26 protein-coding genes and 1 pseudogene are annotated in these 23,674 nt (G+C 45.3%); 14 read left to right on the top strand and 13 right to left on the bottom strand.

The window, feature by feature from the left end; genetic code table 11:
- Positions 1–309: 309 nt before the first annotated feature.
- A complete protein-coding gene (locus IQ270_RS16665; protein ID WP_193974281.1) occupies positions 310–657 on the bottom strand; it encodes a histidine triad nucleotide-binding protein in 348 nt (115 codons plus the stop codon).
- Between the two features lie 21 nt (positions 658–678).
- Positions 679–888, bottom strand: coding sequence for a hypothetical protein (locus IQ270_RS16670; protein ID WP_193974282.1), 210 nt, complete (start codon positions 886–888; stop codon positions 679–681).
- 54 nt (positions 889–942) lie between these two features.
- Between IQ270_RS16670 and IQ270_RS16675 the strand changes: the two genes are divergently transcribed.
- Positions 943–2,472 (top strand): YifB family Mg chelatase-like AAA ATPase, encoded by a 1,530-nt coding sequence (locus IQ270_RS16675; RefSeq protein ID WP_193974283.1) that lies wholly within the window; start codon positions 943–945, stop codon positions 2,470–2,472.
- A 12-nt stretch (positions 2,473–2,484) separates the two neighbouring features.
- On the opposite strand, the gene IQ270_RS16680 is transcribed toward IQ270_RS16675, so the two are convergent.
- Entirely contained in the window at positions 2,485–3,309 is an 825-nt protein-coding gene (locus IQ270_RS16680) for a PIN domain-containing protein (protein ID WP_193974284.1), read from the bottom strand.
- A gap of 1 nt (position 3,310) precedes the next feature.
- The gene (locus IQ270_RS16685) at positions 3,311–3,784 is read right to left on the bottom strand and encodes a helix-turn-helix domain-containing protein (protein WP_193974285.1); all 474 of its coding nucleotides are present in this window, start codon (positions 3,782–3,784) and stop codon (positions 3,311–3,313) included.
- 448 nt (positions 3,785–4,232) lie between these two features.
- Here IQ270_RS16685 and IQ270_RS16690 point away from each other — a divergent pair, with 448 nt between their 5' ends.
- Positions 4,233–5,408, top strand: a complete 1,176-nt coding sequence (locus IQ270_RS16690; RefSeq protein WP_193974286.1) for a DNA cytosine methyltransferase — start codon at positions 4,233–4,235, stop codon at positions 5,406–5,408.
- Here IQ270_RS16690 and IQ270_RS16695 read toward each other — a convergent pair.
- The 3 genes from IQ270_RS16695 to IQ270_RS16705 form a co-directional block, all read right to left on the bottom strand.
- Positions 5,374–5,598, bottom strand: a complete 225-nt coding sequence (locus IQ270_RS16695; protein ID WP_193974287.1) for a type II toxin-antitoxin system HicB family antitoxin — start codon at positions 5,596–5,598, stop codon at positions 5,374–5,376. The two genes, IQ270_RS16690 and IQ270_RS16695, sit on opposite strands and share 35 nt — an antisense overlap.
- On the bottom strand, positions 5,595–5,816 hold the full coding sequence (locus IQ270_RS16700; protein ID WP_193974288.1) for a type II toxin-antitoxin system HicA family toxin: 222 nt from the start codon (positions 5,814–5,816) through the stop codon (positions 5,595–5,597). The genes IQ270_RS16695 and IQ270_RS16700 overlap by 4 nt, the downstream gene beginning before the upstream one ends.
- Before the next feature lie 65 nt (positions 5,817–5,881).
- Positions 5,882–6,076 carry a type II toxin-antitoxin system HicB family antitoxin gene (locus IQ270_RS16705; protein WP_193974289.1) on the bottom strand — a complete coding sequence of 65 codons (195 nt, stop codon included), beginning with the start codon at positions 6,074–6,076 and terminating at the stop codon, positions 5,882–5,884.
- Positions 6,077–6,365: 289 nt separating this feature from the next.
- Between IQ270_RS16705 and IQ270_RS16710 the strand changes: the two genes are divergently transcribed.
- The 5 genes from IQ270_RS16710 to purB all read left to right on the top strand — a co-directional run bounded on the left by IQ270_RS16710 (position 6,366) and on the right by purB (position 9,363).
- Positions 6,366–6,626, top strand: coding sequence for a DUF2281 domain-containing protein (locus IQ270_RS16710; protein ID WP_193974290.1), 261 nt, complete (start codon positions 6,366–6,368; stop codon positions 6,624–6,626).
- Complete coding sequence (locus IQ270_RS16715) at positions 6,623–7,009, top strand: type II toxin-antitoxin system VapC family toxin (RefSeq protein ID WP_193974291.1); 387 nt, start codon at positions 6,623–6,625, stop codon at positions 7,007–7,009. The genes IQ270_RS16710 and IQ270_RS16715 overlap by 4 nt, the downstream gene beginning before the upstream one ends.
- 262 nt (positions 7,010–7,271) lie before the next feature.
- A complete protein-coding gene (locus IQ270_RS16720; RefSeq protein ID WP_193974292.1) occupies positions 7,272–7,490 on the top strand; it encodes a transferase hexapeptide repeat containing protein in 219 nt (72 codons plus the stop codon).
- Positions 7,487–7,915, top strand: coding sequence for a type II toxin-antitoxin system VapC family toxin (locus tag IQ270_RS16725; protein WP_193974293.1), 429 nt, complete (start codon positions 7,487–7,489; stop codon positions 7,913–7,915). Before IQ270_RS16720 ends, IQ270_RS16725 begins: the two co-directional genes overlap by 4 nt.
- A gap of 152 nt (positions 7,916–8,067) precedes the next feature.
- A complete protein-coding gene (gene purB / locus IQ270_RS16730; protein ID WP_193974294.1) occupies positions 8,068–9,363 on the top strand; it encodes an adenylosuccinate lyase in 1,296 nt (431 codons plus the stop codon).
- Positions 9,364–9,544: 181 nt separating this feature from the next.
- Here the strand turns inward: purB and IQ270_RS16735 are convergent, their stop codons facing one another.
- Positions 9,545–9,781, bottom strand: a complete 237-nt coding sequence (locus IQ270_RS16735) for a hypothetical protein (RefSeq protein ID WP_193974295.1) — start codon at positions 9,779–9,781, stop codon at positions 9,545–9,547.
- A 95-nt stretch (positions 9,782–9,876) separates the two neighbouring features.
- Between IQ270_RS16735 and IQ270_RS16740 the strand changes: the two genes are divergently transcribed.
- A complete protein-coding gene (locus IQ270_RS16740) occupies positions 9,877–10,602 on the top strand; it encodes a M15 family metallopeptidase (RefSeq protein WP_193974296.1) in 726 nt (241 codons plus the stop codon).
- 215 nt (positions 10,603–10,817) lie between these two features.
- On the opposite strand, the gene IQ270_RS16745 is transcribed toward IQ270_RS16740, so the two are convergent.
- Positions 10,818–11,660, bottom strand: coding sequence for an SH3 domain-containing protein (locus IQ270_RS16745; RefSeq protein ID WP_193974297.1), 843 nt, complete (start codon positions 11,658–11,660; stop codon positions 10,818–10,820).
- Between the two features lie 244 nt (positions 11,661–11,904).
- Here IQ270_RS16745 and IQ270_RS16750 point away from each other — a divergent pair, with 244 nt between their 5' ends.
- Positions 11,905–13,272, top strand: coding sequence for an NACHT domain-containing protein (locus tag IQ270_RS16750; protein WP_193974298.1), 1,368 nt, complete (start codon positions 11,905–11,907; stop codon positions 13,270–13,272).
- A 324-nt stretch (positions 13,273–13,596) separates the two neighbouring features.
- Here the strand turns inward: IQ270_RS16750 and IQ270_RS16755 are convergent.
- Positions 13,597–14,172: pseudogene (locus tag IQ270_RS16755) on the bottom strand (Uma2 family endonuclease).
- A gap of 190 nt (positions 14,173–14,362) precedes the next feature.
- On the opposite strand from IQ270_RS16755, the gene IQ270_RS16760 reads away from it, so the two are divergent.
- Positions 14,363–15,346 carry an alpha-ketoacid dehydrogenase subunit beta gene (locus IQ270_RS16760; protein ID WP_193974299.1) on the top strand — a complete coding sequence of 328 codons (984 nt, stop codon included), beginning with the start codon at positions 14,363–14,365 and terminating at the stop codon, positions 15,344–15,346.
- A 176-nt stretch (positions 15,347–15,522) separates the two neighbouring features.
- A complete protein-coding gene (gene secD, locus IQ270_RS16765) occupies positions 15,523–16,920 on the top strand; it encodes a protein translocase subunit SecD (RefSeq protein ID WP_193974300.1) in 1,398 nt (465 codons plus the stop codon).
- Positions 16,921–16,972: 52 nt separating this feature from the next.
- Here secD and IQ270_RS31950 read toward each other — a convergent pair whose 3' ends face one another.
- Positions 16,973–17,101, bottom strand: coding sequence for a hypothetical protein (locus IQ270_RS31950; RefSeq protein ID WP_255532448.1), 129 nt, complete (start codon positions 17,099–17,101; stop codon positions 16,973–16,975).
- A gap of 3 nt (positions 17,102–17,104) precedes the next feature.
- Between IQ270_RS31950 and secF the strand changes: the two genes are divergently transcribed.
- Together secF and IQ270_RS16775 are read left to right on the top strand one after the other, a co-directional pair.
- Entirely contained in the window at positions 17,105–18,073 is a 969-nt protein-coding gene (gene secF / locus IQ270_RS16770) for a protein translocase subunit SecF (protein ID WP_193974301.1), read from the top strand.
- Positions 18,074–18,251: 178 nt separating this feature from the next.
- Entirely contained in the window at positions 18,252–18,638 is a 387-nt protein-coding gene (locus IQ270_RS16775) for a hypothetical protein (protein ID WP_193974302.1), read from the top strand.
- Between the two features lie 425 nt (positions 18,639–19,063).
- On the opposite strand, the gene IQ270_RS16780 is transcribed toward IQ270_RS16775, so the two are convergent.
- Both IQ270_RS16780 and IQ270_RS16785 read right to left on the bottom strand, forming a co-directional pair.
- Entirely contained in the window at positions 19,064–20,548 is a 1,485-nt protein-coding gene (locus tag IQ270_RS16780; protein WP_193974303.1) for an ATP-binding protein, read from the bottom strand.
- Between the two features lie 1,023 nt (positions 20,549–21,571).
- A complete protein-coding gene (locus IQ270_RS16785; protein ID WP_193974305.1) occupies positions 21,572–22,276 on the bottom strand; it encodes an AAA-like domain-containing protein in 705 nt (234 codons plus the stop codon).
- 827 nt (positions 22,277–23,103) lie between these two features.
- On the opposite strand from IQ270_RS16785, the gene IQ270_RS16790 reads away from it, so the two are divergent.
- Entirely contained in the window at positions 23,104–23,499 is a 396-nt protein-coding gene (locus IQ270_RS16790) for a DUF4342 domain-containing protein (RefSeq protein WP_193974304.1), read from the top strand.
- The last annotated feature ends 175 nt before the right edge of the window (positions 23,500–23,674 follow it).

Consider the following 23,674-nt stretch of genomic DNA (forward strand, 5'->3'; position numbering starts at 1 on the left):
GGGCTATAGAGCCCATCCCACAAGAACAATAAAAATGGTAAGTTATTTAATTCTCATTCCTAAGTCGAGGGGGAAGTTGCGATCGAACTACATTCTCAATAGACTGCTTGCATTCATGCCAAAACCATTTTAAAATTATTTGCGCCGTCTCTGTGTCGATCGGCCTGACATCTGCGGTTGACCGACTCGCATCCAAGATATGCAGCAAAAATTTGTTGACCAAAAAACCTGGTTTCTGAGGCGCTAATCGCAATCAACCGGGTTTCTGAAGAAAGATGAGTTCGTAAATTCTGCCTGCAAAATTAGCCTTTAGCCAGGGGGCCACTTCATGTGGCGGCCACCGAGAATGTGAAGGTGCAGGTGGTCTACAGTTTGGCCGCCGTCGCTACCATTATTAATGACTACGCGATAGCCGTTGCTGAGGCCGAGTTGTTCTGCTACCCGCTTGACAGTCAGCAGCAGGTGTCCCATGAGAGCATGGTCTCCCGACTCGGCATCGGCTAATTTGGGAATAGGCTTTTTGGGAATGACGAGGATGTGGACGGGCGCTTGGGGATTGATATCTCTGAACGCCAAGGCCATGTCGTCCTCATAAACGATGTCTGCCGGAATCTCTTTGCGGATGATTTTGCTGAAAAGCGTTTCTTGAGTTGTCATGGGTGTTAAGGAAGGAAGTCATTAGTCATCAGTCATCAGGAAGACGGAAGAAGTGGCAAGGCCCAAGAGGGAAGGTGGCAGGGTGAAGGCAGAAGGCAGAAGGCAGAAGGCAGAAGGCGGAAGCCGGAAGGCAGAAGGCGAAGAGGGAAGAATCAGCAGCAGAGGAGCAAAAAGAGAAAAGGAAGAGGCAAGGAAAAGTTTTTCTTGCTTCTTCCGATATTCATTAGTCATTGTTAATCATAATATATGATGAATCAAAGACAGGCAAATTAAGGATCGAGAAAAATGCTTGCTAGGGTTTGGAGTGCATCGATCGTAGGCATTGACGCGGTAAAGGTGGGCGTGGAGGCTGATGTATCGGGGGGGCTGCCGAAAATTGTGGTTGTGGGGTTGCCCGATTCGGCGGTGCAAGAAGCTAAAGAAAGGGTTAAGGCTACGCTAAAAAATTCGGGTTATGCTTTTCCGATGCGGAGTATTGTGATAAATTTAACTCCGGCGGATTTGCGGAAGGAGGGGCCGAGCTTTGATTTGCCGATCGCCATTGGCATTTTAGCAGCATCGGAACAGGTCAGCGCGGAACTTTTGGGAGATTATTTGTTTCTGGGGGAACTGTCCTTAGATGGGACGTTGCGGGCTGTGTCTGGGGTGTTGCCGATCGCCGCTGCTGCTGCCAAAATGGGTATTTCTGGGTTGATTGTACCCGCTGGTAACGCACAGGAAGCGGCTTTGGTACACGGAATATCTGTTTACGGTTTTGAAAATATTTTTGCAGTTACTGATTTTTTAAACAATCCTCAAGTTTATTCGCCGTTACAAGTAAACGGTCGAGAAGAGTTAGCAAAAAGGCGGATTCCGGGTTTAGATTTAAAGGATGTCAAGGGGCAAATTCACGCGCGGCGGGCTTTGGAAATAGCAGCGGCGGGGGGACACAATTTGATTTTTGTCGGGCCGCCAGGGAGCGGTAAGACTATGCTGGCGAGACGTTTGCCTGGTATTTTGCCGCCGCTGACTTTTCAGGAAGCTTTGGATGTGACTCAAATTCATTCGGTGGCGGGGTTGTTGAAGGATAAGGGAATGTTGGTGAGCGATCGGCCTTTTCGCAGTCCTCACCATTCAGCATCGGGGCCTTCTCTGGTTGGCGGGGGCAGTTTTCCGCGTCCGGGTGAAATTTCTTTAGCGCATCGCGGCATCCTTTTTTTGGATGAATTAACTGAGTTTAAAAGAGATGTTTTGGAGTTTTTGCGGCAGCCTTTAGAAGATGGTTATGTGACGATTTCTAGAACCAGACAATCGGTGATGTTTCCGGCACAATTCACTTTAGTTGCGAGTACGAATCCTTGCGCTTGCGGTTACTACGGCGATTCGATCCAACAATGTACTTGTTCGCCGCAAAAGAGAGAACAATATTGGGCAAAACTTTCGGGGCCTTTGATGGATCGGATTGATTTGCAAGTGGCGGTGAATCGTTTGAAACCGGAGGAGATTACGCGACAGCCGACGGGGGAGGAGTCGGAACCGGTGCGGGTGAGGGTGCAGCGGGCGCGAGAGATGGCGACTCGCCGTTTTCAGTCGGAAGATAGCTTGCGGTGTAACGCGCAGATGCTAAGCAGTCACATTAACCAATGGTGTCAGTTGGATGATGCTTCTCGGAATTTATTGGAGATGGCGATTCGGAAGTTGGGGCTTTCGGCGCGGGCTAGCGATCGAATTTTGAAGGTTGCGAGAACTATTGCTGATTTGTCGGGGGATGAAAGCTTGAAAACGAATCATGTGGGGGAGGCGGTGCAGTATCGGACGATCGATCGGATGCAGTAAGTAAGCTTATTGCTAGTCAACACCATTTGTTGCTAACTCTTGTTCTAAACGTTGAGCAAATATTTGGAATAATTTGACATCTTCTGATGATATATTACCGTTAACTTCCATATTTTGAACTCGCAGGATTTCGCCACGGCTATCTTTAGCAGTAATGGTTAGAGTTGACCCTTTCATCCAGAGTCGATATCGATCTCCTTGATAAGATTGACCCCCTTCTGCTGCTGGAGTTCCCAAGACAGTTAATGCTTGTTTCGCAGTGTCGATTACCAAATCGCAGTATTCGTATAAACGAACCCTACTAACAAATTCTGGAACTCTATTATTATTTTCTAAGTTGTCAATAAGTTCGGCAACAGTAAGAGGTGGTTTTTTTAGCTCCTCAGCCTGTTGCCGAATTACCTCAACTATTGATTCTGGGTCATTATCAAAAAGCTGAGTTAGAAATACATCCGGGTGCTGCGCTTCAATCCCGTAGGGCTCTAAAGCCTTTTTTGGGAAGTGTTTAAGATTATCAGTAATAATAATTTTAGCATTTGCTATTATGGCAGCAGCTAAAACATGGCGATCGCCCGGATGATTTGTCATTGCTTCCACCAAACTTGCCGGCACTTCGACCATTGCTTCAGGAAAGGTATTCTTTATCATCTCCTGATAACGAGCTGCTTTGACCTCTGTCATTTTTCCTTTTTTTACAAGATTGCGGGTTGCACCATCTAGAATTTCTTGTGAAAAATGAACGATATACAACTCAGTCTCAGCAGCACGCAGCAGGGTATCACATAAAGGCATAGGGAAGATGACGCAGGAGTCTACAATAACAGATAAAGCTTCCATTCTACTCCTGAGCTATTTCACATACCCCTTCGCCCCCGTAAAACCCCTCCTCCTGAAGAAATTGGCTTAATTCCTTCATTCCTTGGCGACGCTTCACTTGACGCTGTTCCTTGTAAGTAATTACATCTTGCAAAAGAACACGCCGATGTTTTCCTACTTTGATATAAGGAATTTCTCCTTCATTTAATAATTTGACAAAAAAGGGTCGCGATACCTTCAGGATGTCGGCAGCCTCCTGCGTTGTCATTTGAGGATTATGAAGTTCTACCGAGACAGATTGACCTGATGCCATTCCATGTACAATTTGACGCAGAAAGCTGTAGACAGATTCGGGAATTAGTATCTCTTCTCCGTTACTTCCGACTAATTTTGGCTGTGCAGATTCTCTGCTCAGTATTTGCTCTAATTTGTCTATTGATGCTTTTTCTGGTTCTTTAACTAAAACTGACTCTGACGATGCTTTTTGCCTCGACATAATAAATCTCTCTTTTGATGTGTTTTTCTTGGATCTAGAAAGCCAATCAGCTATAATCAGGAGTTTAAACCCTTGATTTTAGCCACTCACTCTAATGATCAACACGTTGAGGCTGCAACAAGGCAAAACCTGTGCAGCATGACTGGCAAAGGTTTGTAAGTATTGTTTGATATGATACTTGACTTTTCAATTCAATATAACACTACACGTGCTGTAAGTGCAATATCCGCAATAAACGAAATATTCAAAATCAGTAGGTGCATAAGCGTTGCGTAACCGTTGGTATCGCCTCCTTCATCTCAAGTTGCGTTGCTTAGCCTGACTAAAGACGGATGCCTCACAGATATATAATGGTGCGATCGCACTTCCCAGACCTCCAACCACCATATAACCCAACACTCGACCCGAAATCGGCAACATCAGATAAAACGCAGTAAAAAAATATAAAATGGAAGCAATACAACTGTCTTTATTCTCAAACGAGTCAGAATTAATTCCTGCCAAAAAGCAGAAGAAAGCAAAATTAGGGCGTTACGAACGCATCCAACGCGAACTAGAAGCAAATGACTGCGACCCCTACAAGATATTCATTGATGTTGAATCTCAGTCACTGCCAAAATCCGACTATACATTTGTCGATCTTTTCTGCGGTGCGGGCGGCATGACCCAAGGTTTATTGCAAGCTGGTTTCCGACCAGTAGCAAGCGTTGAAATTAATCCCATCGCCTCGGCAACTCATACAAATAACTTTCCCGATTGCCAGCACTTGTGCGATGATATAAAAAACTTAAATCCCCAACAGTTGCTCGCTGAAATTGGTTCGCCACAAGTTCATGTTGTTGTAGGTGGACCGCCGTGTCAAGGCTTCTCAGTTGCAGGAAAACGTGACCCCAACGACCCTCGAAATCGCTTATTTAGAGAGTTTGTCCGCGTTGTTTCTGAAATACGTCCTTGGTATGTTGTCATGGAAAATGTACCCGGAATATTGACTATGCAAAAAGGAGCTGTTAAACAAGCCATTTGCGAAGCTTTTCAGGAAATTGGCTATCCCCATGTGTCCGTTGCTATTCTGGAATCAGCCGCTTATGGAGTCCCACAAATCCGCCCGCGAGCTATTTTTATTGCCAACAGATTTGGGATGCAAAATCCCTATCCCAAATCGCAATTGTTGCCAGAACAATACAAAGCAATCGAGTCAGCGATTGATGATTTACCCGAGTATACTCCCATACCAGAAATTAACCACGAATGGACTCGTCATTCTGTTGAGTACATGGAAAGACTTGCTAAAGTTCCACCAGGCGGTTCTTTGTATGAAAGCTACGCCGATGCTTTCAAGCGACAGTATCCGGGCAAACCGAGTATGACTGTTAAAGAAAATCATGGCGGGACTCATATTCATCCTTATCTCAATCGCGTTATTTCAGCTCGTGAAATGGCGAGATTGCAAACTTTCCCGGATTCATTTATTTTTGAAGGTTCAATGAAAAAGGCAATGTGGCAAATTGGAAATGCAGTACCGCCCCGTTTAGCAGAGTGTATCGGCTTTGCACTAATTTCATATTTGACTGATATTGCTGTGAAGAAATTTAAGCAGCCTGAAATAATCGTTCTAGCTTCTTAATTGCTGGCAATGGTTTACCTTCAGCTTGACAACTTTCGATTAGTAACTCCAGTACCTCTCGCGCATTGTAGATAGCTTCTTCATAAGAATCTCCGTGAGTTACCGGCTGCATTACCTCTTCAAATTCAGGCAAAAAGACGACAAAACATCTATCTTCTTCCGACCATTGGATAACAACTGTATATTTCATGGTTCTGTCTCCTCTGCTTCGATTTGCCTTAGCGCCTCAAGTGTTTCGTTGACTGACTTCTCTAAATATAGTTTAGCATCATTTCCGTCTTTGCCAGCTATGATAATTACCTTAGCTAATTTGGGATGCTTCCACTTACTATGACTGCCTTTTGCTGGCTGACAAATGAATCCTGCTTTTAGTAATAGGCTTTTCAATTCTCTAATCTTCTTAGGCATAAGTGAATGGTGGCAGAGATTGAGTAACTTTACGCAATCTGTAATCGTTTCCCCAAAGTCTGAGGTTATGGTAGAGGTTTGCCATCTTCTTGATAGAGTTTTATCAATGTTTCTAACAATTCTTGTCCGTGTTTTGCCGCTTCTTCGTAACTGTGTCCGTGAGTGCAAGGCTGCATGACATCGGTAAACTCAGGCAAGCTGACAACAAAAAGTCGATCTTCTTTTGACCACTGGATGATGAGACTATAATGGCTATTCATTCTTCTATCTCCTTCAGCTTTTGTAAAAATGCCAGCTAACGAGGTTTAGGATATTGTAGCCGATCGCCCAAACGACAAAAACCGAGTTGATTTGAGAAACCGGGTTTTTACCAAATCTACCGACTGAAACGAAGTCTTTTCGTAAAAAACCCGGTTTCTGGGCCCCATGTGTAAGTCCGATCGCTCTTGCATCCCCACACAGATGTACAATTAGGACGATCGCTCAGTTAAAATGAAATAGTATACATTCCGATAAAATGAGACTATCGCCAACATTGAGGGGAAAAAGATGACTTCTCAAACGATCGAACTTTTGGAAGAGTTGCTAGGCAAGTTACAGCAGTTACTCCCGGAAAATCAGCAGCTTCTGTTAACTTTTGCAGAGTTTTTGCTGGAACGACAGATGCGATCGAGCCCCGAAAACACTTCAGTTGAAGCTGCACCCCCTCCTGGGCAACAACGGGTTTTGGGTCTGCATCAAGGGATGGGCTGGATGAGTGAGGATTTTAACGAGCCACTTCCTGATGCGTTTTGGTTGGGTGAAGCATGAATATTTTGCTGGATACCCACGTCTTGATTTGGCTGGCGATCTCTCCCCAAAACTTATCGCAACAAGCGACGAATACGATCGCCGATCCAACTCATACTTTATTTACGAGCTTGGTTAGTATTTGGGAAATGCAAATTAAGCTTCAGCTTGGGAAGTTAACACTGAATGTGTCCTTGACTGAATTGATAGAAGGCCAGCAGCAAGTCAATGGATTGCAAATTTTGCCGATCGAGCTAGCTCATATTTTTGCATTAAACACATTGCCAAATGCTCATCGCGATCCATTCGATAGACTCTTAATTGCTCAAGACGTTGTGACTCAAATGCCTATCTTAAGCATTGATGCTGTATTTGACAGCTACCCAGTACAAAGATTGTGGTAAAGCGATCGGTTGAATAGGCTTTAACTTATAATCGGCGATCGGTAAAGAATATCGCATTGAGAATCAGAAACCGGGTTTTTACCAAATCTGCCGACTGGAACGAAATATTTTCGTAAAAAACCCGGTTTCTGGGCCCCATGCGTAAGTCCTATGACTCTTGCATCCCCACACAGATGTAGAATAGGACGATCGCTCAGTTAAAATGAAACAGTATATGTTCCGATAAGTCGATCGCTTAGGTATTTTTATTAAGGAGGAAATAATGCTAGATGAAGCAATTCTCGAACGTCGCTTAGCAATCATCGAGCAGGAGGTTGCTAACCTTAAACGCAAATCTGAAAGCAACTCCATCTCTGGCAACTGGCTCGATAAACTGATTGGCTCAATCTCTGATAAATCGGCTTTTCTGGAAGCTCTAGAATATGGACGTGCGTTTCGTCAGGCTGACAAACCTAATGATGAAGGTTACGAACAAGCATGAAATATCTGCTTGACACTGACCACATCAGTTTCCTACAACGTGGTTCCGGCTCAGAGTTTAGCCGATTAACTTTTCGGATGGCTCAACATCCAATTGCAGATTTTGCTTTATCTGTTGTCAGTTTTCACGAGCAGGTACTTGGCGCTCATAATTTCATAAATCGTGCGCGAACAAATACCGACATAATTCGCGGCTACACTTTATTGTTAGAAACCCTTCAGGGATTTGCAACTGCTCCTGTTCTACAATACGATGCTGAAGCAATTGCGGTTTTCGATCGATTACGAGGGCAACGGGTTCGTGTATCCACGATGGATTTGAGAATCGCAGCAATTGCCATGTCTCGCAACTTGGTATTATTAACCCGAAACGTTAGTGACTTCAGTAAAGTTCCAGGTTTAGTGACTGAGGATTGGACAGTATAGAACCCATTTGAGATATTTTAAAGAAACCGGGTTTTTACCGAATCTGCGGGCTACAACGTAGTATTTTCATAAAAACCCGGTTTCTGGACTTCCTGACTCTCGCATCCCTCACAGATGTACAATAGTCAGATCGCATTCCCCAATTCCCAACCGTGATAGACCGCTACACTCTGCCCGAAATGGGCAACATCTGGACTGAAACCGCCAAACTCAAAAGCTGGCTGCAAGTAGAAATCGCTGTCTGCGAAGCTCAAGCCGAACTCGGCTACATCCCCGCCGCCGCAGTCGAAGAAATTAAAGCTAAGGCTAATTTTGACCCCAAACGAGTCCTCGAAATTGAAGCCGAAGTCCGCCACGATATGATCGCCTTCTTGACAAATGTCAATGAATATGTAGGCGATGCCGGCCGCTACATTCACCTCGGTTTAACCAGTTCGGATGTGCTCGATACTGCTTTGGCATTACAATTAGTTGCCAGCGTTAATATCTTGTTAGAACGTGTCGAAGATTTGAGCCAAGCTATTCGCTATCAGGCGCAACAACACCGCAATACTGTGATGGTTGGCCGATCGCACGGAATACACGCCGAACCCATCACCTTTGGCTTTAAACTAGCTGGATGGCTGGCGGAAGTCTTTCGCAGCCGAGAAAGATTGGTCAATTTGCGATCGTCCATTGCAGTCGGCAAAATCTCCGGCGCAGTCGGAACCTATGCTAATATTGACCCGCGAATTGAAGCGATCGCTTGTCAAAATCTCGGACTCGAACCCGATTGTGCATCCACTCAAGTCATTTCGCGCGATCGACACGCCGAATACGTCCAAACCTTAGCACTGTTAGCCGCATCGATCGAACGTTTTGCAGTCGAAATCCGCAACTTGCAACGCACCGACGTGCTCGAAGTCGAAGAATTCTTCTCCAAAGGGCAAAAAGGCTCATCCGCCATGCCCCACAAACGCAACCCAATTCGATCGGAAAGACTCACAGGAATGGCAAGAATTGTCCGCGCCAACGCCGTCGCAGCCTTAGAAAACGTAGCGCTGTGGCACGAAAGAGACATTTCTCACAGTTCCGTAGAACGGATGATTTTGCCCGACAGTTCCACTGTCACCCACTTCATGTTAGTCGAAACCACAGACTTAGTAAAAAACCTGCTAGTCTATCCCGAAAACATGAAGCGCAACATGAATCTTTACGGCGGAGTTATCTTCAGCCAGCGGGTGATGTTAGCCTTAGTAGAAAAAGGCACGAGTCGCGAAGATGCCTATAAAATTGTGCAATCTTGTGCTCACGAAGCCTGGAACAAAGCTGAAGGCAATTTCTACAATTTGATTGCTAAGGACGATCGCGTAACAGCTCAAATGACTAGCAAAGAAATTGATGATTGTTTCGATCCGCAGTACCAATTGAGGCATTTAGATTTAGTGTATCAGCGCTTGGGAATTTAAAAATATTTTGAATTTCAGACTTTGGATAGGGCAAACTTGCCCACCAAATTTGTCAGCGATAGATTATACCAAATTCGGTTTTGATATCCCCTTTATTCTTCAGTCCGCGTCGGCGGACTTTGTCTGTGTAGAAGCGATTTCAATCGCCGATTGATAAAGGGTAACGAACCCGGACTTGGTATTACCAATCCTCATGCGGCAAGGACATAAATTGCATCTTTGCCAAGACAATATCTAGTTCAGAAGACTCTTCAGAATAGACTTGATTTAGTTTCCTCAAAATTCGAGATCGGTTGTGTCGCCGCACATACGCCTGCAATGCCTTTGTATAAAGCTCGCTGCGTGACAACCCTAACTGATTAGCCAATGCCTCGGCTTCTTCAAAAACTAAGTCTGGAAGTGAAATTGCAGTTTTCATAGCTCCCTCTTGTGGTCACGGTAACATCATAATATTGATGATACCACAGAAGAACGAACTCAATCTACTGTTTAAAACTTGCCATCAGAACAGCTATGAAATTTAATCGTTTTGGAAAATACCCGATCGCCTTTATGCTAGTGTTGCTATGTGCGATCGGTCTGCACCATCCAATATTTGTCCGCGCCCAGGAGCCACCAAAAGTGGACATTACCCAACCAGAACCAAATTCGATCGCACCTGAAAGCGTTTTCATGAGTCAACTTCCTAGTTGGGCGCGACTTGTTGACATTCGCAGCGTAAATCGCAACATTCGCCTCGATATCCGGTACGCCACTACTAACAATTTCTTGAAACGAAAACTTTATACAGTAGCAAAATGTGCTTTGAGAAGTTCTGTTGCTCAAAAATTAGCCCTTGTTCAAACAGATTTAGAGAAAATTGGACTGGGTTTGAAAGTTTACGATTGTTACAGGCCTTTCTCTGTGACTAAGCAAATGTGGGAGTTTTTGCCAGATCCGAACTATGTGGCTAATCCTGCTAGAGGTTCGCGGCACAATCGCGGTGCTGCTGTGGATTTGACTTTAGTCGATCGCACCGGCAAAGAATTAGAAATGCCAACACCTTACGATGACTTTACCGAAAAAGCTCACGGAGATTATCAAGGCGGCAGCGCGCAATCTCGGAAAAATCGTCAATTACTTAAGGATGCGATGAAAAAACAGGGATTTATTGGTATTACAACAGAATGGTGGCACTTTGATTCAGAAGATTGGCAGAAATTTGCGATTTTAGATGTGTCGCTTTCTGAAATTCCTTAATTAACTAAGACGGCGGTTAAAACCGCTTCTACACAAAGAAAGACGGCGAACCGCGTCTACACAAAGAAAGACGGCGAACCGCGTCTACACAAAGGAAGTCCGCCGACGCGGTGTAAAGAAAATAAGGTAATTTTAACCGCCCACTCTTCAACCCGCTATACAAGCTGGTTTTGTCTGTATAGACGCGATTTCAACCGCCCGGTATTCTTGGGAATTTATCGGACTCGCACATAAAATTCATATTGAAATCCCCGGAAATTTGAGTCTAGTTGAAATGTATAATTGCCAGTAACAGGCATTTTACCCGTCCACTCAGTTTCATTTCCCGTATAATTATCTCCCGTCAAAGCTTTGCCCTTAGAAGTAAGAATTAGTGGAAAAACACCTTGCCGATTCTTAACAGTCATAATTTGACCCTTAGCAGCGCGAATTATGTAAGAGTGACTGCCGCCTCCGATAATTCTACCTTTGACGATCGCCTCATCACCCCCAGCCAAAAAATTAATCTGCTGGTTGACATTAGAACAACTGCTTTCGGTGCGATTTTTCGCAATCCAACCGGCTGGCTCGGTAATTCGCAGCCAACCGTTTTGTTCTTCGGCGACTGAAACAAAGGTATTATTTGGGAGTTTTCCTACTATTTTGCTGCCGCTTACTTGCGGGCGCGATCGCACATTTAGCGGTGGATTCGGATCGCTGACTACAGCCTGGGTGATTTTACACCCGGAATCGGGAGGTGTGACAACTACTGGGCCAACTTTTGGGACAGAAACTCCGGCGATTAGCGGTGGTTGAAGTGCTGGGCTTTTGGCCGGTTGAGAACGAGATGGGCGAGATTCCGCAGCCTGGGTTTCTAGTTGCAGAGGTTCTGGTTGCACAGATTCGGGATTGTTCGTCGGGGCGAGTGAAATCGGGTTTCCGGTTGCTGCTGGGGATTCTGCAAGCGGGGGATTGGATTGTTTCATCGCGCCAGACTGTATAGTTGCAGCAGCGACTCCCACCGCTGTTGCCAGTCCTGCTAAACTGACTGTGATGATTTGACTGTTCGTAAATGACATAATTGACCTCTCTGTATTTATACTAATAATTTTTGTTTGGGAGTTGGCGCGATCGCCAGTTAATTTATAGTGGAAATACCTAATGCAAGCCGCCGCGTCAGGATTTTTATCTAAAATTTCAGATGGATAATTGCCGCAACAATTTCAGTCAATATATACTAGACCCCTGTACTGATGGTAATCTTGCTCTGGGTTATTTGCGCGCAAATTTGCGAAAGTAAGCGTTCAGCGCGAGGTGCATAAAATGTCAAAATTGATTCCTCTGAAATTACAACCGCCTCGCGATCGATTGTTGGAGGAGGTGAAGCACGAAGTCCAAGCAGGGCTGGCGCAGTCTTTGCACGCTGCTGTGCACGCTAACTTTAGCCCTGACTCGCAGCCTCTGGGTGCTAGTCGCTGTTGGGATGTGGAAGTGAAAGCCGGCAACCGTCCGAGTGTTCGGCTTCCTCTCAAAGTTAGCATTTCTCAAGTGTTCGATCGCAGCAGCGGCAAATTGGTCGTTTTGGGAGCGACGGGTGCCGGCAAAACCACGACGCTGCTAGAATTGGCTAAGGTGTTAGTTTCCCGCGCCCAAAAAGATGCTAGTTTGCCTGTACCGGTGTTGTTTGAACTCGGTACTTGGAAAGAACATTCGGGGGCGATCGCAGATTGGTTAATTGCTCAACTTCAGTACAAATACAGCATCTCTCCCGCTGCGGGCAAAAAATGGCTGACAGCACAAAAATTGCTGCCTCTCCTCGACGGCTTGGACGAAGTAGAAACCCACCGCCAAAATTTGTGCATTCAAGCCATCAACCAGTTTGTTGACAGCGAATTAAAACCCAAACATTTAGTAGCTTGCAGCAGTTTTGAAGTCTACAAAAACTGCCCGACTCGATTTAAACTCCAAGCAGCAGTTTTGCTGAAACCTCTGACAGAAACTCAAATAAAAAATTATCTGCTAGAAGCCAGAAGCCGCGAACTTTGGTACAGCATTGAGAACGAGCCGGAGCTATTAAAATTAGCAAAAACTCCCTTGCTTTTGAGCATGATGGCTTTGGCTTACGACGATATTTTAATCGAAGCTTGGAAGCGCATAACTTCCGCAGAAGAACAGCGCAAATATCTGTTAACTGCCTATATTCGCCACCAAATAGCCCGGGAAGTCAAGCAGTATCCCAGAAACAAGGAACTGCGGCCCGAACAAATTCGCCACTGGCTGGGATGGTTGGCCAGAAGAATGGAACAGCAAGGAATTCAAGAATTTTACCTCGATCGCATACCCTCTAGCTGGCTGCAAACAAGCCAGCAGCAGCGCAAGTATCAGTTTGGAGTTAAATTGCTAGGCGGGCTGATTTGGGTGATTTTGGGATTAATTGCTACCCTAGTCTCCGGGTCGATTTGGGGATTAATTGCAGGTGCTGTTGTGGCGGTAATTAGTGCTTTGCTCCCTGGAATTCCGGGGATTGAAAGTTTGATATTGCGCCTCGTACTGTGGTCTAACGGCTACATTCCTTGGGATTACAGGCGTTTTCTCGACGCTGCGGCCGATCGCCTGTTGCTGCAAAAAACGGGCGATCGGCGTTATCGATTTATTCACGATCTATTGCAAAAGCATTTTGCTGAAATATAAATCCAGAGAAAACTGGGCGGTTGAAACCGCTTCTAGACAAACACTCACGCGACGGGAGCGGGTTGAAGAGTAACTCATAAAAATGCGTTACTTTCTTCATTCCGTGGAGGCAGAATTAGTTTTTAGAGACGCGGTTTCAACCGCCGTCTTATCTTTCTTCATTCCGCGGAGGCGGAATTAGTTTTTAGAGACGCGGTTTCAACCGCCGTCTTATCTTATTGGGTGCTAAGGAATAAGAATTAAATAACTTACAATTTGATGATTCTTGTGGGATGGGCGTCCCGCCCGTCCCACAAACTTGTGTAAATTATTTAATTTGCACTCCTAAGACAACTTTGGTGGTATTTTTGCCATCATAAATAGCTGTTCTGCCGTAAATTCTAATCCATCAAAAAGTGAATCTGTTAATAGCGTATCTCCCATATAAGTCTGGGGGGCTGCATCCGGGTAAAAAACTGTAATACTTCTCGCCTTGCTATCAACTACCCAAACCCGCAATACCTTAGCATCTAAATAATCTCTGGCTTTAGCAGCTAACTGACCGAAAGTTTGTTCCGGTGAAATAATTTATATGACTAATTCTGGGACTGCGGGACAGGCTTCATCCTCATTCCAGTCGGGAGATAAGCGTTGGTAAGAAACATATAAAAGATCGGGTACTGGCATCCAGTCTCGCCCCTGGCGGGTTAATTTGACAGCCCATTCTACCCCAATTTCTCCCCGTTGCTCACCCCACTGTTCGAGGATTTTTATTAGGCTTCTGGTAAGGCGAGAATGAAATTTTTTTTGTGAGATTTTGGGTAATGCTTGACCATCAATCAGTTCGTAGGTAATATCGCCTTCCCCTTCCGGTAGAGCGAAAAACTCTTCCAGAGTGAGTTGAGTTTTTGTCTGGAGCATAATATTCCTCTGCTGTGGGCAGGCAAGTTAGTATTATTTTAACTTAAATATTCATTGACATAATACAAATTATATGCTAGGTATCGGCAAAATCTCAAGCGTTAACTCTCAAATGTACGATCGCGTCCTTAATCGGCACCCCAAAAGGTTAAGATTCTAAAACCCTCCTGCAATCATTGATTCACCTCCTATGGCAGAAACCTTATTGTTCAACGCCCTCCGCGAGGCGTTAGACGAAGAAATGGCCCGCGACAGTGCCGTATTCGTACTCGGCGAAGACGTAGGCCAATACGGCGGTTCCTATAAAGTCACCAAAGACCTCTACAACAAATACGGCGAACTCAGAGTGCTCGACACCCCGATCGCCGAAAATAGCTTTACAGGCATGGCAGTCGGCGCAGCAATGACCGGATTGCGACCGATCATCGAAGGCATGAACATGGGCTTTTTGCTGCTGGCCTTCAACCAAATATCCAACAACGCCGGAATGCTGCGCTATACATCTGGCGGCAACTTCAAAATGCCGATGGTAATTCGCGGGCCCGGTGGCGTGGGCCGCCAACTCGGCGCGGAACACTCCCAGCGTCTCGAAGCATATTTCCAAGCAGTACCGGGTTTGAAAATAGTGGCTTGTTCGACTCCCTACAACGCCAAAGGACTCTTAAAATCAGCCATCCGCGACGATAACCCGGTTCTGTTCTTCGAGCACGTCCTTTTGTACAACCTCAAGGAAAACTTGCCAGAAACAGAATATTTAGTGCCGCTAGACAAAGCGGAAATTGTGCGTGAGGGCAAAGATGTCACCATCTTGACATATTCCAGAATGCGGCACCACGTCCTGCAAGCCGTGCCCGCATTGGTAAAAGAAGGTTACGATCCCGAAGTAATCGACCTAATTTCTCTCAAACCCCTCGATATGGAGACAATTGGCGAATCCATTCGCAAAACCCACAAAGTAATTATTGTGGAGGAGTGTATGAAAACAGGAGGCATCGGTGCTGAACTAATTGCTTCGATTAGCGATCGATTTTTTGACGAACTCGACGCACCGATTTTGCGCCTGTCTTCACAAGATATTCCCACACCTTACAACGGTAATTTGGAAAGACTGACAATTGTCCAGCCCACCCAAATTGTCGAAGCCGTCCAAAAAATGGTAGCTTTGCGAGTATAAATAGTTATTGGTTGTTGGTAACTTGTTGTGGATTATTTGTGATTTGTTATTTGTTATTTGAACACCGAAAAAAAGCTCGGAACGAACCAATAACCAATAACCAATAACCAATAACCAATAACCAATAACCAATAACCAATAACCAATAACCAATAACCAATAACCAATAATTAAGTATGCAAAAACAGCGTTCAGTATTAGCATTAATTTTTGTTTTAATCGTAGCCGCCATTACTGTAATAGTAACAATTCCGACGCGACTGGGATTAGACTTGCAAGGAGGATCCCAACTCACAATTCAGGTAAAAACTACCCCCACAATTCCCAAAATCGAGCCTGGAATGTTAGAGGCAGTCCGGCGGATTGTCGAAAATCGCGTCAACGGTTTGGGCGTTTCCGAATCAGTGGTACAAACAGTAGGAGAAAACCAAATTCTCGTACAGTTGCCGGGAGTAAATGACCCACAGCAAGCAGAACGAGTTTTGGGTGGCACCGCTAAGCTAGACTTTCGGGAACAACTGCCGGGAACAGAAACGCAATTAGGTATTGAAAGGCAGTTGCAGCAGGAATTGCTGGCCAAGCAAACAGAATTGAGAACGAGCAAAAATGATGAGGCCGCAATTAAAGAAAATCAGGCTGCTTTGAAAAGAAGCAATGAGGCGATCGCCAAACTATACAAAAGCAGCGGACTAGGTGGCGAAAACCTCAAAGATGCTCAAGCTCAACCGACTGGTGGTAACGACTGGAATGTCGCTCTCCGTTTCGACACTAAAGGAGGCGAACTATTTGCCGAACTCACTAAAAATTTAGCCGGCACAGGACGGACTCTCGGCATTTTTCTAGACGAAAGAATGATTAGTTCTCCTGTAGTAGGTGTTGAATTTGCCCAGACAGGAATTACAGGTGGTAACGCCGTAATTCAAGGTCGCTTTACAGCGCAAGAAGCTAACGATTTAGGAGTGCAATTGCGCGGTGGCGCTTTGCCGGTGCCGGTCGAAATTATTGAGAACCGCACCGTCGGTGCAAGTTTGGGACGAGACAGCATTCAAAGCAGTATTAATGCAGGGCTCGGCGGCTTGATTTTAGTCTTGATTTTCATGGTGGGGTACTACCGACTTCCCGGCGTAATTGCCAATATTGCTCTGTTAATTTATGCTTTGCTAACTTGGGCAGCTTTCGTGCTGTTGGGGGTGACATTGACGCTGCCGGGAATTGCGGGTTTTGTGCTCAGCATCGGCATGGCTGTGGATGCTAACGTGCTGATTTTTGAGCGCACGCGGGAAGAGTTGCGGGCGGGGAAGACGCTTTATCGATCGGTCGAATCGGGTTTTTACCGAGCTTTTTCCAGTATTTTAGACGGTAACGTAACTACCCTGATTGCTTGTGCTGCACTGTTCTGGCTGGGCGCAGGTTTAGTTAAAGGTTTTGCTGTAACGCTAGCCTTGGGCGTGGTAGTCAGTATGTTTACTGCTCTTACTTGCAGTCGCACTCTGCTATTCGTAGTCTTGAGCTTTCCGGGATTCCGGAAACCCCAGTGGTTTTGTCCCGATTTGTCAAAAACAGTTAATAGTTAATAGTTAATAGTTAACTGTTGCCAGTTGTCAGTTGACTGTTGACTGTTGACTGTTAACTTCTTCCCTCTTGCTTCTTGCTTCTTGCTTCTTGCTTCTTCCTTCTTCCTTCTTGCTTCTTCCTTCTTGCTTCTTCCTTCTTCCCTCTTCCTTCTTCCCTCTTGCTTCTTCCTTCTTCCTTCAAATTATGAAATTCAGTGTTATCAAACAGCGATCGCTCTGGTGGAGTATTTCCCTCGCTATCATCCTCGCAGGTATAGTGTCGATGGCGATTTCTTGGACTCGTCCCGACATCCGCGCACCCCTGCGCCCCAGTTTAGATTTTATCGGCGGCACTCGGCTGCAATTTGAACTCGACTGCACGAAACCGGAAAATTGTAAACCCATCAATCTGGCTGCTGTGCGCGAAGTCCTCGATACCCAAGGTTTGGCTGGTAGCAGCCTTCAAGTTATCGGCAAAGAACAGCGCGGTTTGTCGCTGCGAACAAAAACTTTGGATGTCGAACAGCGGACTAAGTTGCAAGCAGGTTTGAGCGAAAAAATAGGCGCTTTTGACCCCAAATCTACTCAAATAGATACGGTTGGCCCAACCCTCGGCAAACAGTTGTTTACTTCTGGTTTGCTCGCTTTGTTGCTTTCTTTTGCAGGCATTACTATTTATCTGACATTTCGATTTCAGTTGGATTATGCCTTTTTTGCTTTCGTGGCTTTGTTTCACGATATCTTAATTACGCTTGGTATATTCTCGATTTTGGGTTTAGTTCTAGGGCTGGAAGTTGACAGTTTATTTGTGGTTGCCCTCTTGACAATTATCGGTTTTTCTGTTAACGATACAGTGGTAATTTACGATCGCGTGCGGGAAGTAATTAAGCTAAATCCCGAACAGTCGATCGATCGAATTGTCGATGATGCCGTCATGCAAACGCTGGGAAGGTCGATTAACACCACGCTGACAACGCTGCTGACATTGTTTTCAATCTTTTTCTTTGGCGGCGAAACCCTCAAATACTTTGCTTTAGCATTGATTGTCGGCTTTATTGCCGGTGCGTATTCGAGTATTTTCATTGCTAGTACGATGCTAGCTTGGTGGCGCAGTCGCACGGGCAACTCCGTCGTCGTCCCCGCAGAAGGAATCAACCCATCAGAAGAGGTTTAGTTGACTGTTGACTGTTGACTGTTGACTAAGCTGTCGGACATTTAAATTGTATGTTCAGGGCGGGCAGGATGCCCACCCCACAAGAAGGGGATTTTTTTTGACATTCAATTTAAATGCCGCAACAGCTTAATGACTGATGACTAATAACTAATAACTAATGACTAATGACTAATGACTAATGACTAATGAAAGCGACCCACATTTTCAAATAGAAGTCCAAAGACTCCACAAACTAACAGTTTACGGCCGCTGGTTAACTGTGATATTGCTGTGGATTAGCGTCGGTTGTTTCAGCATTTGGAGTTTGCGTCGCGAAATCGGTTTGTGGTTAGAACATTTCACTTGGGCTGCGGTGTACTACGGTTTATACTTTCACCGCTGGTCTACTCTCGGTCTCGGTTTGTGCGTCGGCATGACTTTAGCAGTGCTAACTTGGCAAACTCGCAATGCGTTGCGAGGATTGCCCCAGCAGGAAAAACAGGGTTTGGAACAACAAGTGCGCCGCATTCGCCAACAGGGGCCGAGTCATCCTTTGTGGAAGTGGGTTTGCAAAGGTTCCCAGTAGGCGGGGGCTTTCTTCTTTAGTCTCAAAAGAAGCGGTTTTAACCGCCGAACCCCTAACTTTTATTGCTTCTTCCCTCGGACTTGTTCCTGATGACGTTGGACCCAAAGCTCGGGGGGGACAGCACTAACAATTAACAACTAATAACTAACAACTAACAACTAACAACTATAGCAATCCTAAATCATTTTCAATTACTGGTTAAGAGGCTAGGAATCGATGTCATTCTTGAAGAGCCTCGCCTGCGAAAAAAATGGATGCAGAGCCTCCGGATCTGCGTTACCAGGCAGAGCCTGGTAACGAGTAGAACAACTAACAATTAACAACTAACAACTAACAATTAACAATTAACAATTAACAACTAACAATTAACAATTAACAACTAACAACTAACAATTAATGACTAATGACTAATGACTTCTTCTGTATCACGCAAAGCGAGGCAAAATCTGTGCTGGCGAAGACTGTTGAAGCGGAATCTCGATCGCAAATTCTGTTCCTTTTCCCGGTTCGGAAACGCACTTCAACTCGCCGCCGTGTTGGTTGATAACAATTTCATAGCTAATCGACATTCCCAAACCTGTTCCTTGACCGACCGGCTTCGTAGTAAAGAAAGGGTCAAACAACCGCTTCCGAACATCTTCTGTCATCCCCGGGCCGTTGTCAAAAATCCTAATTATTACTTTTTTCCCCGCGATTAACTCCGTGCTAATCCGAATGGCAGGAATCGGACGGGTAGAGTTAGAAGTTGAGGGTTGAACATTTGTGAGGGAATGTTTTTGCTCGCATAATTGCGAACTCTTTAGTGTTTTTTCTTCGATATTATCGTGTTTGTTCCACTCGACAATAGCGTAAATAGCATTAACTAAAATATTCATAAATACCTGATTGAGTTGTCCGGGATAGCACTGCACCAGCGGCAAGTCGCTGTATTCTTTGTGAATGGCGATCGCCTCCTGTCCGGGTTTGCCTTTAAGCTGGCTTTGCAAAAGCATAATCGTGTTGTTGATACCGTCGTGAATGTTGACCTGCTTCATTTGTGCTTCGTCTAACCTGCAAAAATTCCGCAGCGACAAAACGATGTCGCGCACCCTTTCTGCACCTTGCTGCATGGAATTTAACACTTTCGGCAAATCTTCCAGCAAATAATCGAGTTCGATTTTTGCTGATTCGGCTTCAATTGCTGGAATGGGTTCGCGACAGTGCTGCTGGTAGAGGTCGATCATCCGCATTAAACCTTCAGTATATTCTTTGGCGTGGTGGACGTTGCTGTAGATAAAGCCGATCGGATTATTGATTTCGTGAGCTACTCCTGCTACTAACTGTCCTAAAGAAGACATTTTCTCTGTTTGAATTAGTTGAGTTTGGGTGCGCTGAAGTTCCAGCAGGGCAAATTCGAGCTGTTGGGCTTGATGCCTCAATTGTGCTTGGGATTCCCGCATCGCCACGGTTGCTAACTCGTGAATCTGCAACTGAGAAAGCAGCAGTTCGTGTACGTCTAAAAGTTTGTAATTGTCCGGCGCTACCTGCACTACAATTGGTTCGTGGATTAGTTCTGGCGATCGCTCTAAAGACTGCCGCACTGCTGTCATAATTAAGGTTTGGCGATCGAGAACCAACATATCGGTTTGAGTAAAGCGGTAGAGTACCAACAAAGGCTGTTGAGAAAATAGCTCCAAACTGTAGGGGCGGCTCATGTGTTCAAAAAAACGCCGGCGCGAAATCATCCCTATAAACTTTCCTTCCTCAGTAATGATGATGCCGGGAAGTAAAGGATTAGCTTGAAAAAATTCAGCAACTTCGCCACCCAGAGAGCGTGACTCCAGGAGAAAGTCGTAGAGGGTTAATTCCTGTAGAGTCGATCGCAAACCAAGCGGCGATTTCATGGGACTCCACCCGTCAGTTTCGTACACTGCTACCTCCTTTGGTAATTGGCAGTTGCGGTTGGCTGCTGGAGTATTGCCTAGTATTTTTACTGCATTTTAGACTTTTTTATAGCTGGGCAATCAACTCCGCTGCGATCGATCGAATCCAGTTAATCCACCAAGGTTTTTTGCCTTAAATTGCGCTGGTTTCAACCGAAACGATATTGCAGGTTAGATTAATTTAACACCACATACCCTTTTGAAACTTGACTGTTTAGAATAGCGGGCGGTATCAACCGGGTTTGTACAGACTTGTACCCTAGAAGAGCGGGTTGAATACAAACACGGTAAAAATTACGCTAAGCTGTTCTACATTTAAACTGTATGTCAAAAAAAATAAAACAATAAGTGGGGGGTCGGGCCCGCCCTGAATATGCAATGTTTATTTGTGCGACAGCTTATTTTGTTCGCAGCGCGGAAGACATTCGGCGAGCGCCAGCCTCCATCTGCAGACAAAACTTTCTGTAGACGCGGTTGATACCGCCTGCACCTACTACCCTTACTCAAAAGTATATGACAGTCAGACAATACTAGCGACGAATCGGGAGCCGCCCGCTGCGAGAACTCAGATCAAACCGATTTCAGGAAATTGCCCAGCCAGAAAGATCAATTTTGACATACTCACCGCCCTTTCATCTGCGGTGATGCTTGAGAGTTCATCGGGATCTGCTATCTACATAGTCTTACTTTCGGGGGTTTGTCCGTTTAAAGTCTCCCAATGTCGGCAACTTTGCACTCAAGCTTGGGGGTGGGATTCAACCATTGCGCTTTTGGCCGGAGCTAAGGAGAGAGCCGGCTGTTTCAAAGTGTCTTGAGCGAGCCAGAGCCTTTAAGAGCCGCAATACCATAACACAAAGCCGTCATAAAAGGACGGGGCTTGTATTTTATATAGCCTTTCTCAGAAAGATGAGGTACCCTCGGCCAGTTTGGCCAAACAGGGCATACCTCACACCTAACTGAGCACCGCTATATATTGAATTTCTGTGCTTTTAGCGCTGGAGAAACTTCTATTTACCGCATTTTTTTTGCCGCGCTGAGTGCTGCGATTAAAGCTCGTTGCTGGTCGTAGCTTAGGGAAATATCGGCAGTAGAATTGAGGGCTTCAATTTCGGTAATTATCGCTCGTTTTTTGGGATTTTTGGCGCGAGCGGCAACTCGCTCGGCCTGGGCTGCGACGCTGGGAACAATTGCCGAAATTGCAGGGAGTCCGAACCAACTCCATTGGACTGTCAGCATGGCAAAAAAGTCGTCGCTGGAGAAGCTGAGGGAGAGAATGCTGTCAATTTCGTCGATAAAAATTACGATATTGCGATCGCTCGCAGGAAGCAATACTTGTTCGATAAATTCATTTAATCTTAGCAGTGGCGGCAAGTGTTCTCGATCGCGCCACCAACTCCTGACATTCATTTTAATTTTAAAGCTGTTGGCTAGAGTGGCTGTCAAGCCTGCATACCACTGCGCGGGAGTTATTTGGTCTGTGCCAATTCCTGTGATGTCAACAATCCCGCCAGCGGTGTTTTCTGATTGCAAGCGGCGCGCTGTTTGCACCCGCAAATTCGATTTTCCCATTTGCCGCCCGGTGAGCACGTAGCAAAATTTGCCTGCTATGCGTCGTAAAGTTCGCGAGCTGCTGCTTTGGTCACGTAGATAAAAGCATTCGCGGGCAAACTGCCCCCAACTCGACCTTAAAATTCTGGGGAAGCAGAAGCAAATAATTGTACTTTACGTGATTTTTGCCCAAGTTCTACTTCAATTTGAGGCATTTGGTTTGGTTGCGATCGTATGGCGATCGTAAATGAATTGTATAATTTTTGTATGGGCAACTCCCCCTGAAGAGTCCGGATTAATCAGGGGTAGGCACTCTTAGTATTCCCTATACATATTTGTAATCATGCGAGGGCTGCGATCGTAGGGCTACCGTCATAACTTCACTTTGTTTTTCCCCTTGGTTTTAGGCAATTCTCATGAGAATCTCTAAGATATTGATCGGATGAATATCGGGGGGCAGGGTTTTGTTTAGTATCGCCACACGCTTGCTAAATAAAAATGACATTTGAGGAAGGTAAGCGACGGTTTCCATGTGGGGTTTGTCCAACGAGATGTGCTAACTCTATAAACGGCGGGGCGATCGCACTTTCAGTACGATGTCAGTATTTCAACCCCTACATCTGCTGAGTCTGAGTGGGCGATCGTATGAATGTCTCTCTAATCCTTTGGCTGTCAGGATCTGAGGTTTTTTAATGCAGAAGCGCTGCGAGGGCGATGTGCAGACAGTTAGCGTATTGGCACAAGAGGAGAGGGAGACTGGGACACTCCCAGAGAGAGTTTGAGTCTTTGACGGGGGCTATAAATTGAGTTTCTACGATTTTTTGCGTTGAGTTACCAGAAATCTTCAGAGAAACCCGGTTTCTGAAGTCATCAAGGTAACTCAGCATAAATTCGTTAATATCACCCCAAAGAATGATTGATAGACAAAAGGTTGCGTGTTATATTTACTAGGTAATTCTATAAAAAAATACTTTTACCAAAAAGGAGAGCAAAAAATGGAGACACCTACAGATCGCCTACAAGAACCAGTCGGGGCAAGAGAACTCGAATCAATACCTGTATCTGAAAAAGTTTCTGCCGAAAAAGTGACTGAGGTTAATTTTGAAACGACTCCTTTAGAAACACCTGTTTACGGGGACAAAGTTAGCGTCGAAGAGTTAAAGATTAACGGCAACGATTTGGTTGCAAAAGTTAAAGAACTGATTCACGAAGGCAATATCCGCCGCATCATTATCAAAAATGAAGAAGGACGGATTTTGGTAGAAGTGCCTCTGACGCTGGGAGTAGTCGGCGGAGTAATCGGTGCGGCTTTGTTTCCGGTGATTGCAGCAGTAGGAGCGATCGGGGCATTAGTCGCTCACCTGACTATCATCATTGAAAGAACGGATTGACACTCTCCTACCGCTAATCGGAGTACCGATATAGCGGGGGACTCTAAAGACTCACGCCTTAGATTTTCTCTTTCCACGAGCCGATTTACTTGGCTGAGAGTTTTCTTCACTATAGCAATCCTCGCATCATTTGTGAATTTGTTACTCCCTCGCCTTAATCAGGGGAGGGTTGGGG

Origin of the sequence: Microcoleus sp. LEGE 07076, assembly GCF_015207455.1 — a bacterium.
Lineage (GTDB): Bacteria > Cyanobacteriota > Cyanobacteriia > Cyanobacteriales > Microcoleaceae > Microcoleus.

Bases quoted from the DNA above. Each gene is read 5' to 3' on its own strand.
- IQ270_RS16665 (WP_193974281.1), bottom strand. From the start codon at position 657: ATGACAACTCAAGAAACGCTTTTCAGCAAAATCATCCGCAAAGAGATT.
- IQ270_RS16670 (WP_193974282.1), bottom strand. From the start codon at position 888: ATGACTAATGAATATCGGAAGAAGCAAGAAAAACTTTTCCTTGCCTCT.
- IQ270_RS16675 (WP_193974283.1), top strand. From the start codon at position 943: ATGCTTGCTAGGGTTTGGAGTGCATCGATCGTAGGCATTGACGCGGTA.
- IQ270_RS16680 (WP_193974284.1), bottom strand. From the start codon at position 3,309: ATGGAAGCTTTATCTGTTATTGTAGACTCCTGCGTCATCTTCCCTATG.
- IQ270_RS16685 (WP_193974285.1), bottom strand. From the start codon at position 3,784: ATGTCGAGGCAAAAAGCATCGTCAGAGTCAGTTTTAGTTAAAGAACCA.
- IQ270_RS16690 (WP_193974286.1), top strand. From the start codon at position 4,233: ATGGAAGCAATACAACTGTCTTTATTCTCAAACGAGTCAGAATTAATT.
- IQ270_RS16695 (WP_193974287.1), bottom strand. From the start codon at position 5,598: ATGAAATATACAGTTGTTATCCAATGGTCGGAAGAAGATAGATGTTTT.
- IQ270_RS16700 (WP_193974288.1), bottom strand. From the start codon at position 5,816: ATGCCTAAGAAGATTAGAGAATTGAAAAGCCTATTACTAAAAGCAGGA.
- IQ270_RS16705 (WP_193974289.1), bottom strand. From the start codon at position 6,076: ATGAATAGCCATTATAGTCTCATCATCCAGTGGTCAAAAGAAGATCGA.
- IQ270_RS16710 (WP_193974290.1), top strand. From the start codon at position 6,366: ATGACTTCTCAAACGATCGAACTTTTGGAAGAGTTGCTAGGCAAGTTA.
- IQ270_RS16715 (WP_193974291.1), top strand. From the start codon at position 6,623: ATGAATATTTTGCTGGATACCCACGTCTTGATTTGGCTGGCGATCTCT.
- IQ270_RS16720 (WP_193974292.1), top strand. From the start codon at position 7,272: ATGCTAGATGAAGCAATTCTCGAACGTCGCTTAGCAATCATCGAGCAG.
- IQ270_RS16725 (WP_193974293.1), top strand. From the start codon at position 7,487: ATGAAATATCTGCTTGACACTGACCACATCAGTTTCCTACAACGTGGT.
- IQ270_RS16735 (WP_193974295.1), bottom strand. From the start codon at position 9,781: ATGAAAACTGCAATTTCACTTCCAGACTTAGTTTTTGAAGAAGCCGAG.
- IQ270_RS16740 (WP_193974296.1), top strand. From the start codon at position 9,877: ATGAAATTTAATCGTTTTGGAAAATACCCGATCGCCTTTATGCTAGTG.
- IQ270_RS16745 (WP_193974297.1), bottom strand. From the start codon at position 11,660: ATGTCATTTACGAACAGTCAAATCATCACAGTCAGTTTAGCAGGACTG.
- IQ270_RS16750 (WP_193974298.1), top strand. From the start codon at position 11,905: ATGTCAAAATTGATTCCTCTGAAATTACAACCGCCTCGCGATCGATTG.
- IQ270_RS16760 (WP_193974299.1), top strand. From the start codon at position 14,363: ATGGCAGAAACCTTATTGTTCAACGCCCTCCGCGAGGCGTTAGACGAA.
- secD (WP_193974300.1), top strand. From the start codon at position 15,523: ATGCAAAAACAGCGTTCAGTATTAGCATTAATTTTTGTTTTAATCGTA.
- secF (WP_193974301.1), top strand. From the start codon at position 17,105: ATGAAATTCAGTGTTATCAAACAGCGATCGCTCTGGTGGAGTATTTCC.
- IQ270_RS16775 (WP_193974302.1), top strand. From the start codon at position 18,252: ATGACTAATGAAAGCGACCCACATTTTCAAATAGAAGTCCAAAGACTC.
- IQ270_RS16790 (WP_193974304.1), top strand. From the start codon at position 23,104: ATGGAGACACCTACAGATCGCCTACAAGAACCAGTCGGGGCAAGAGAA.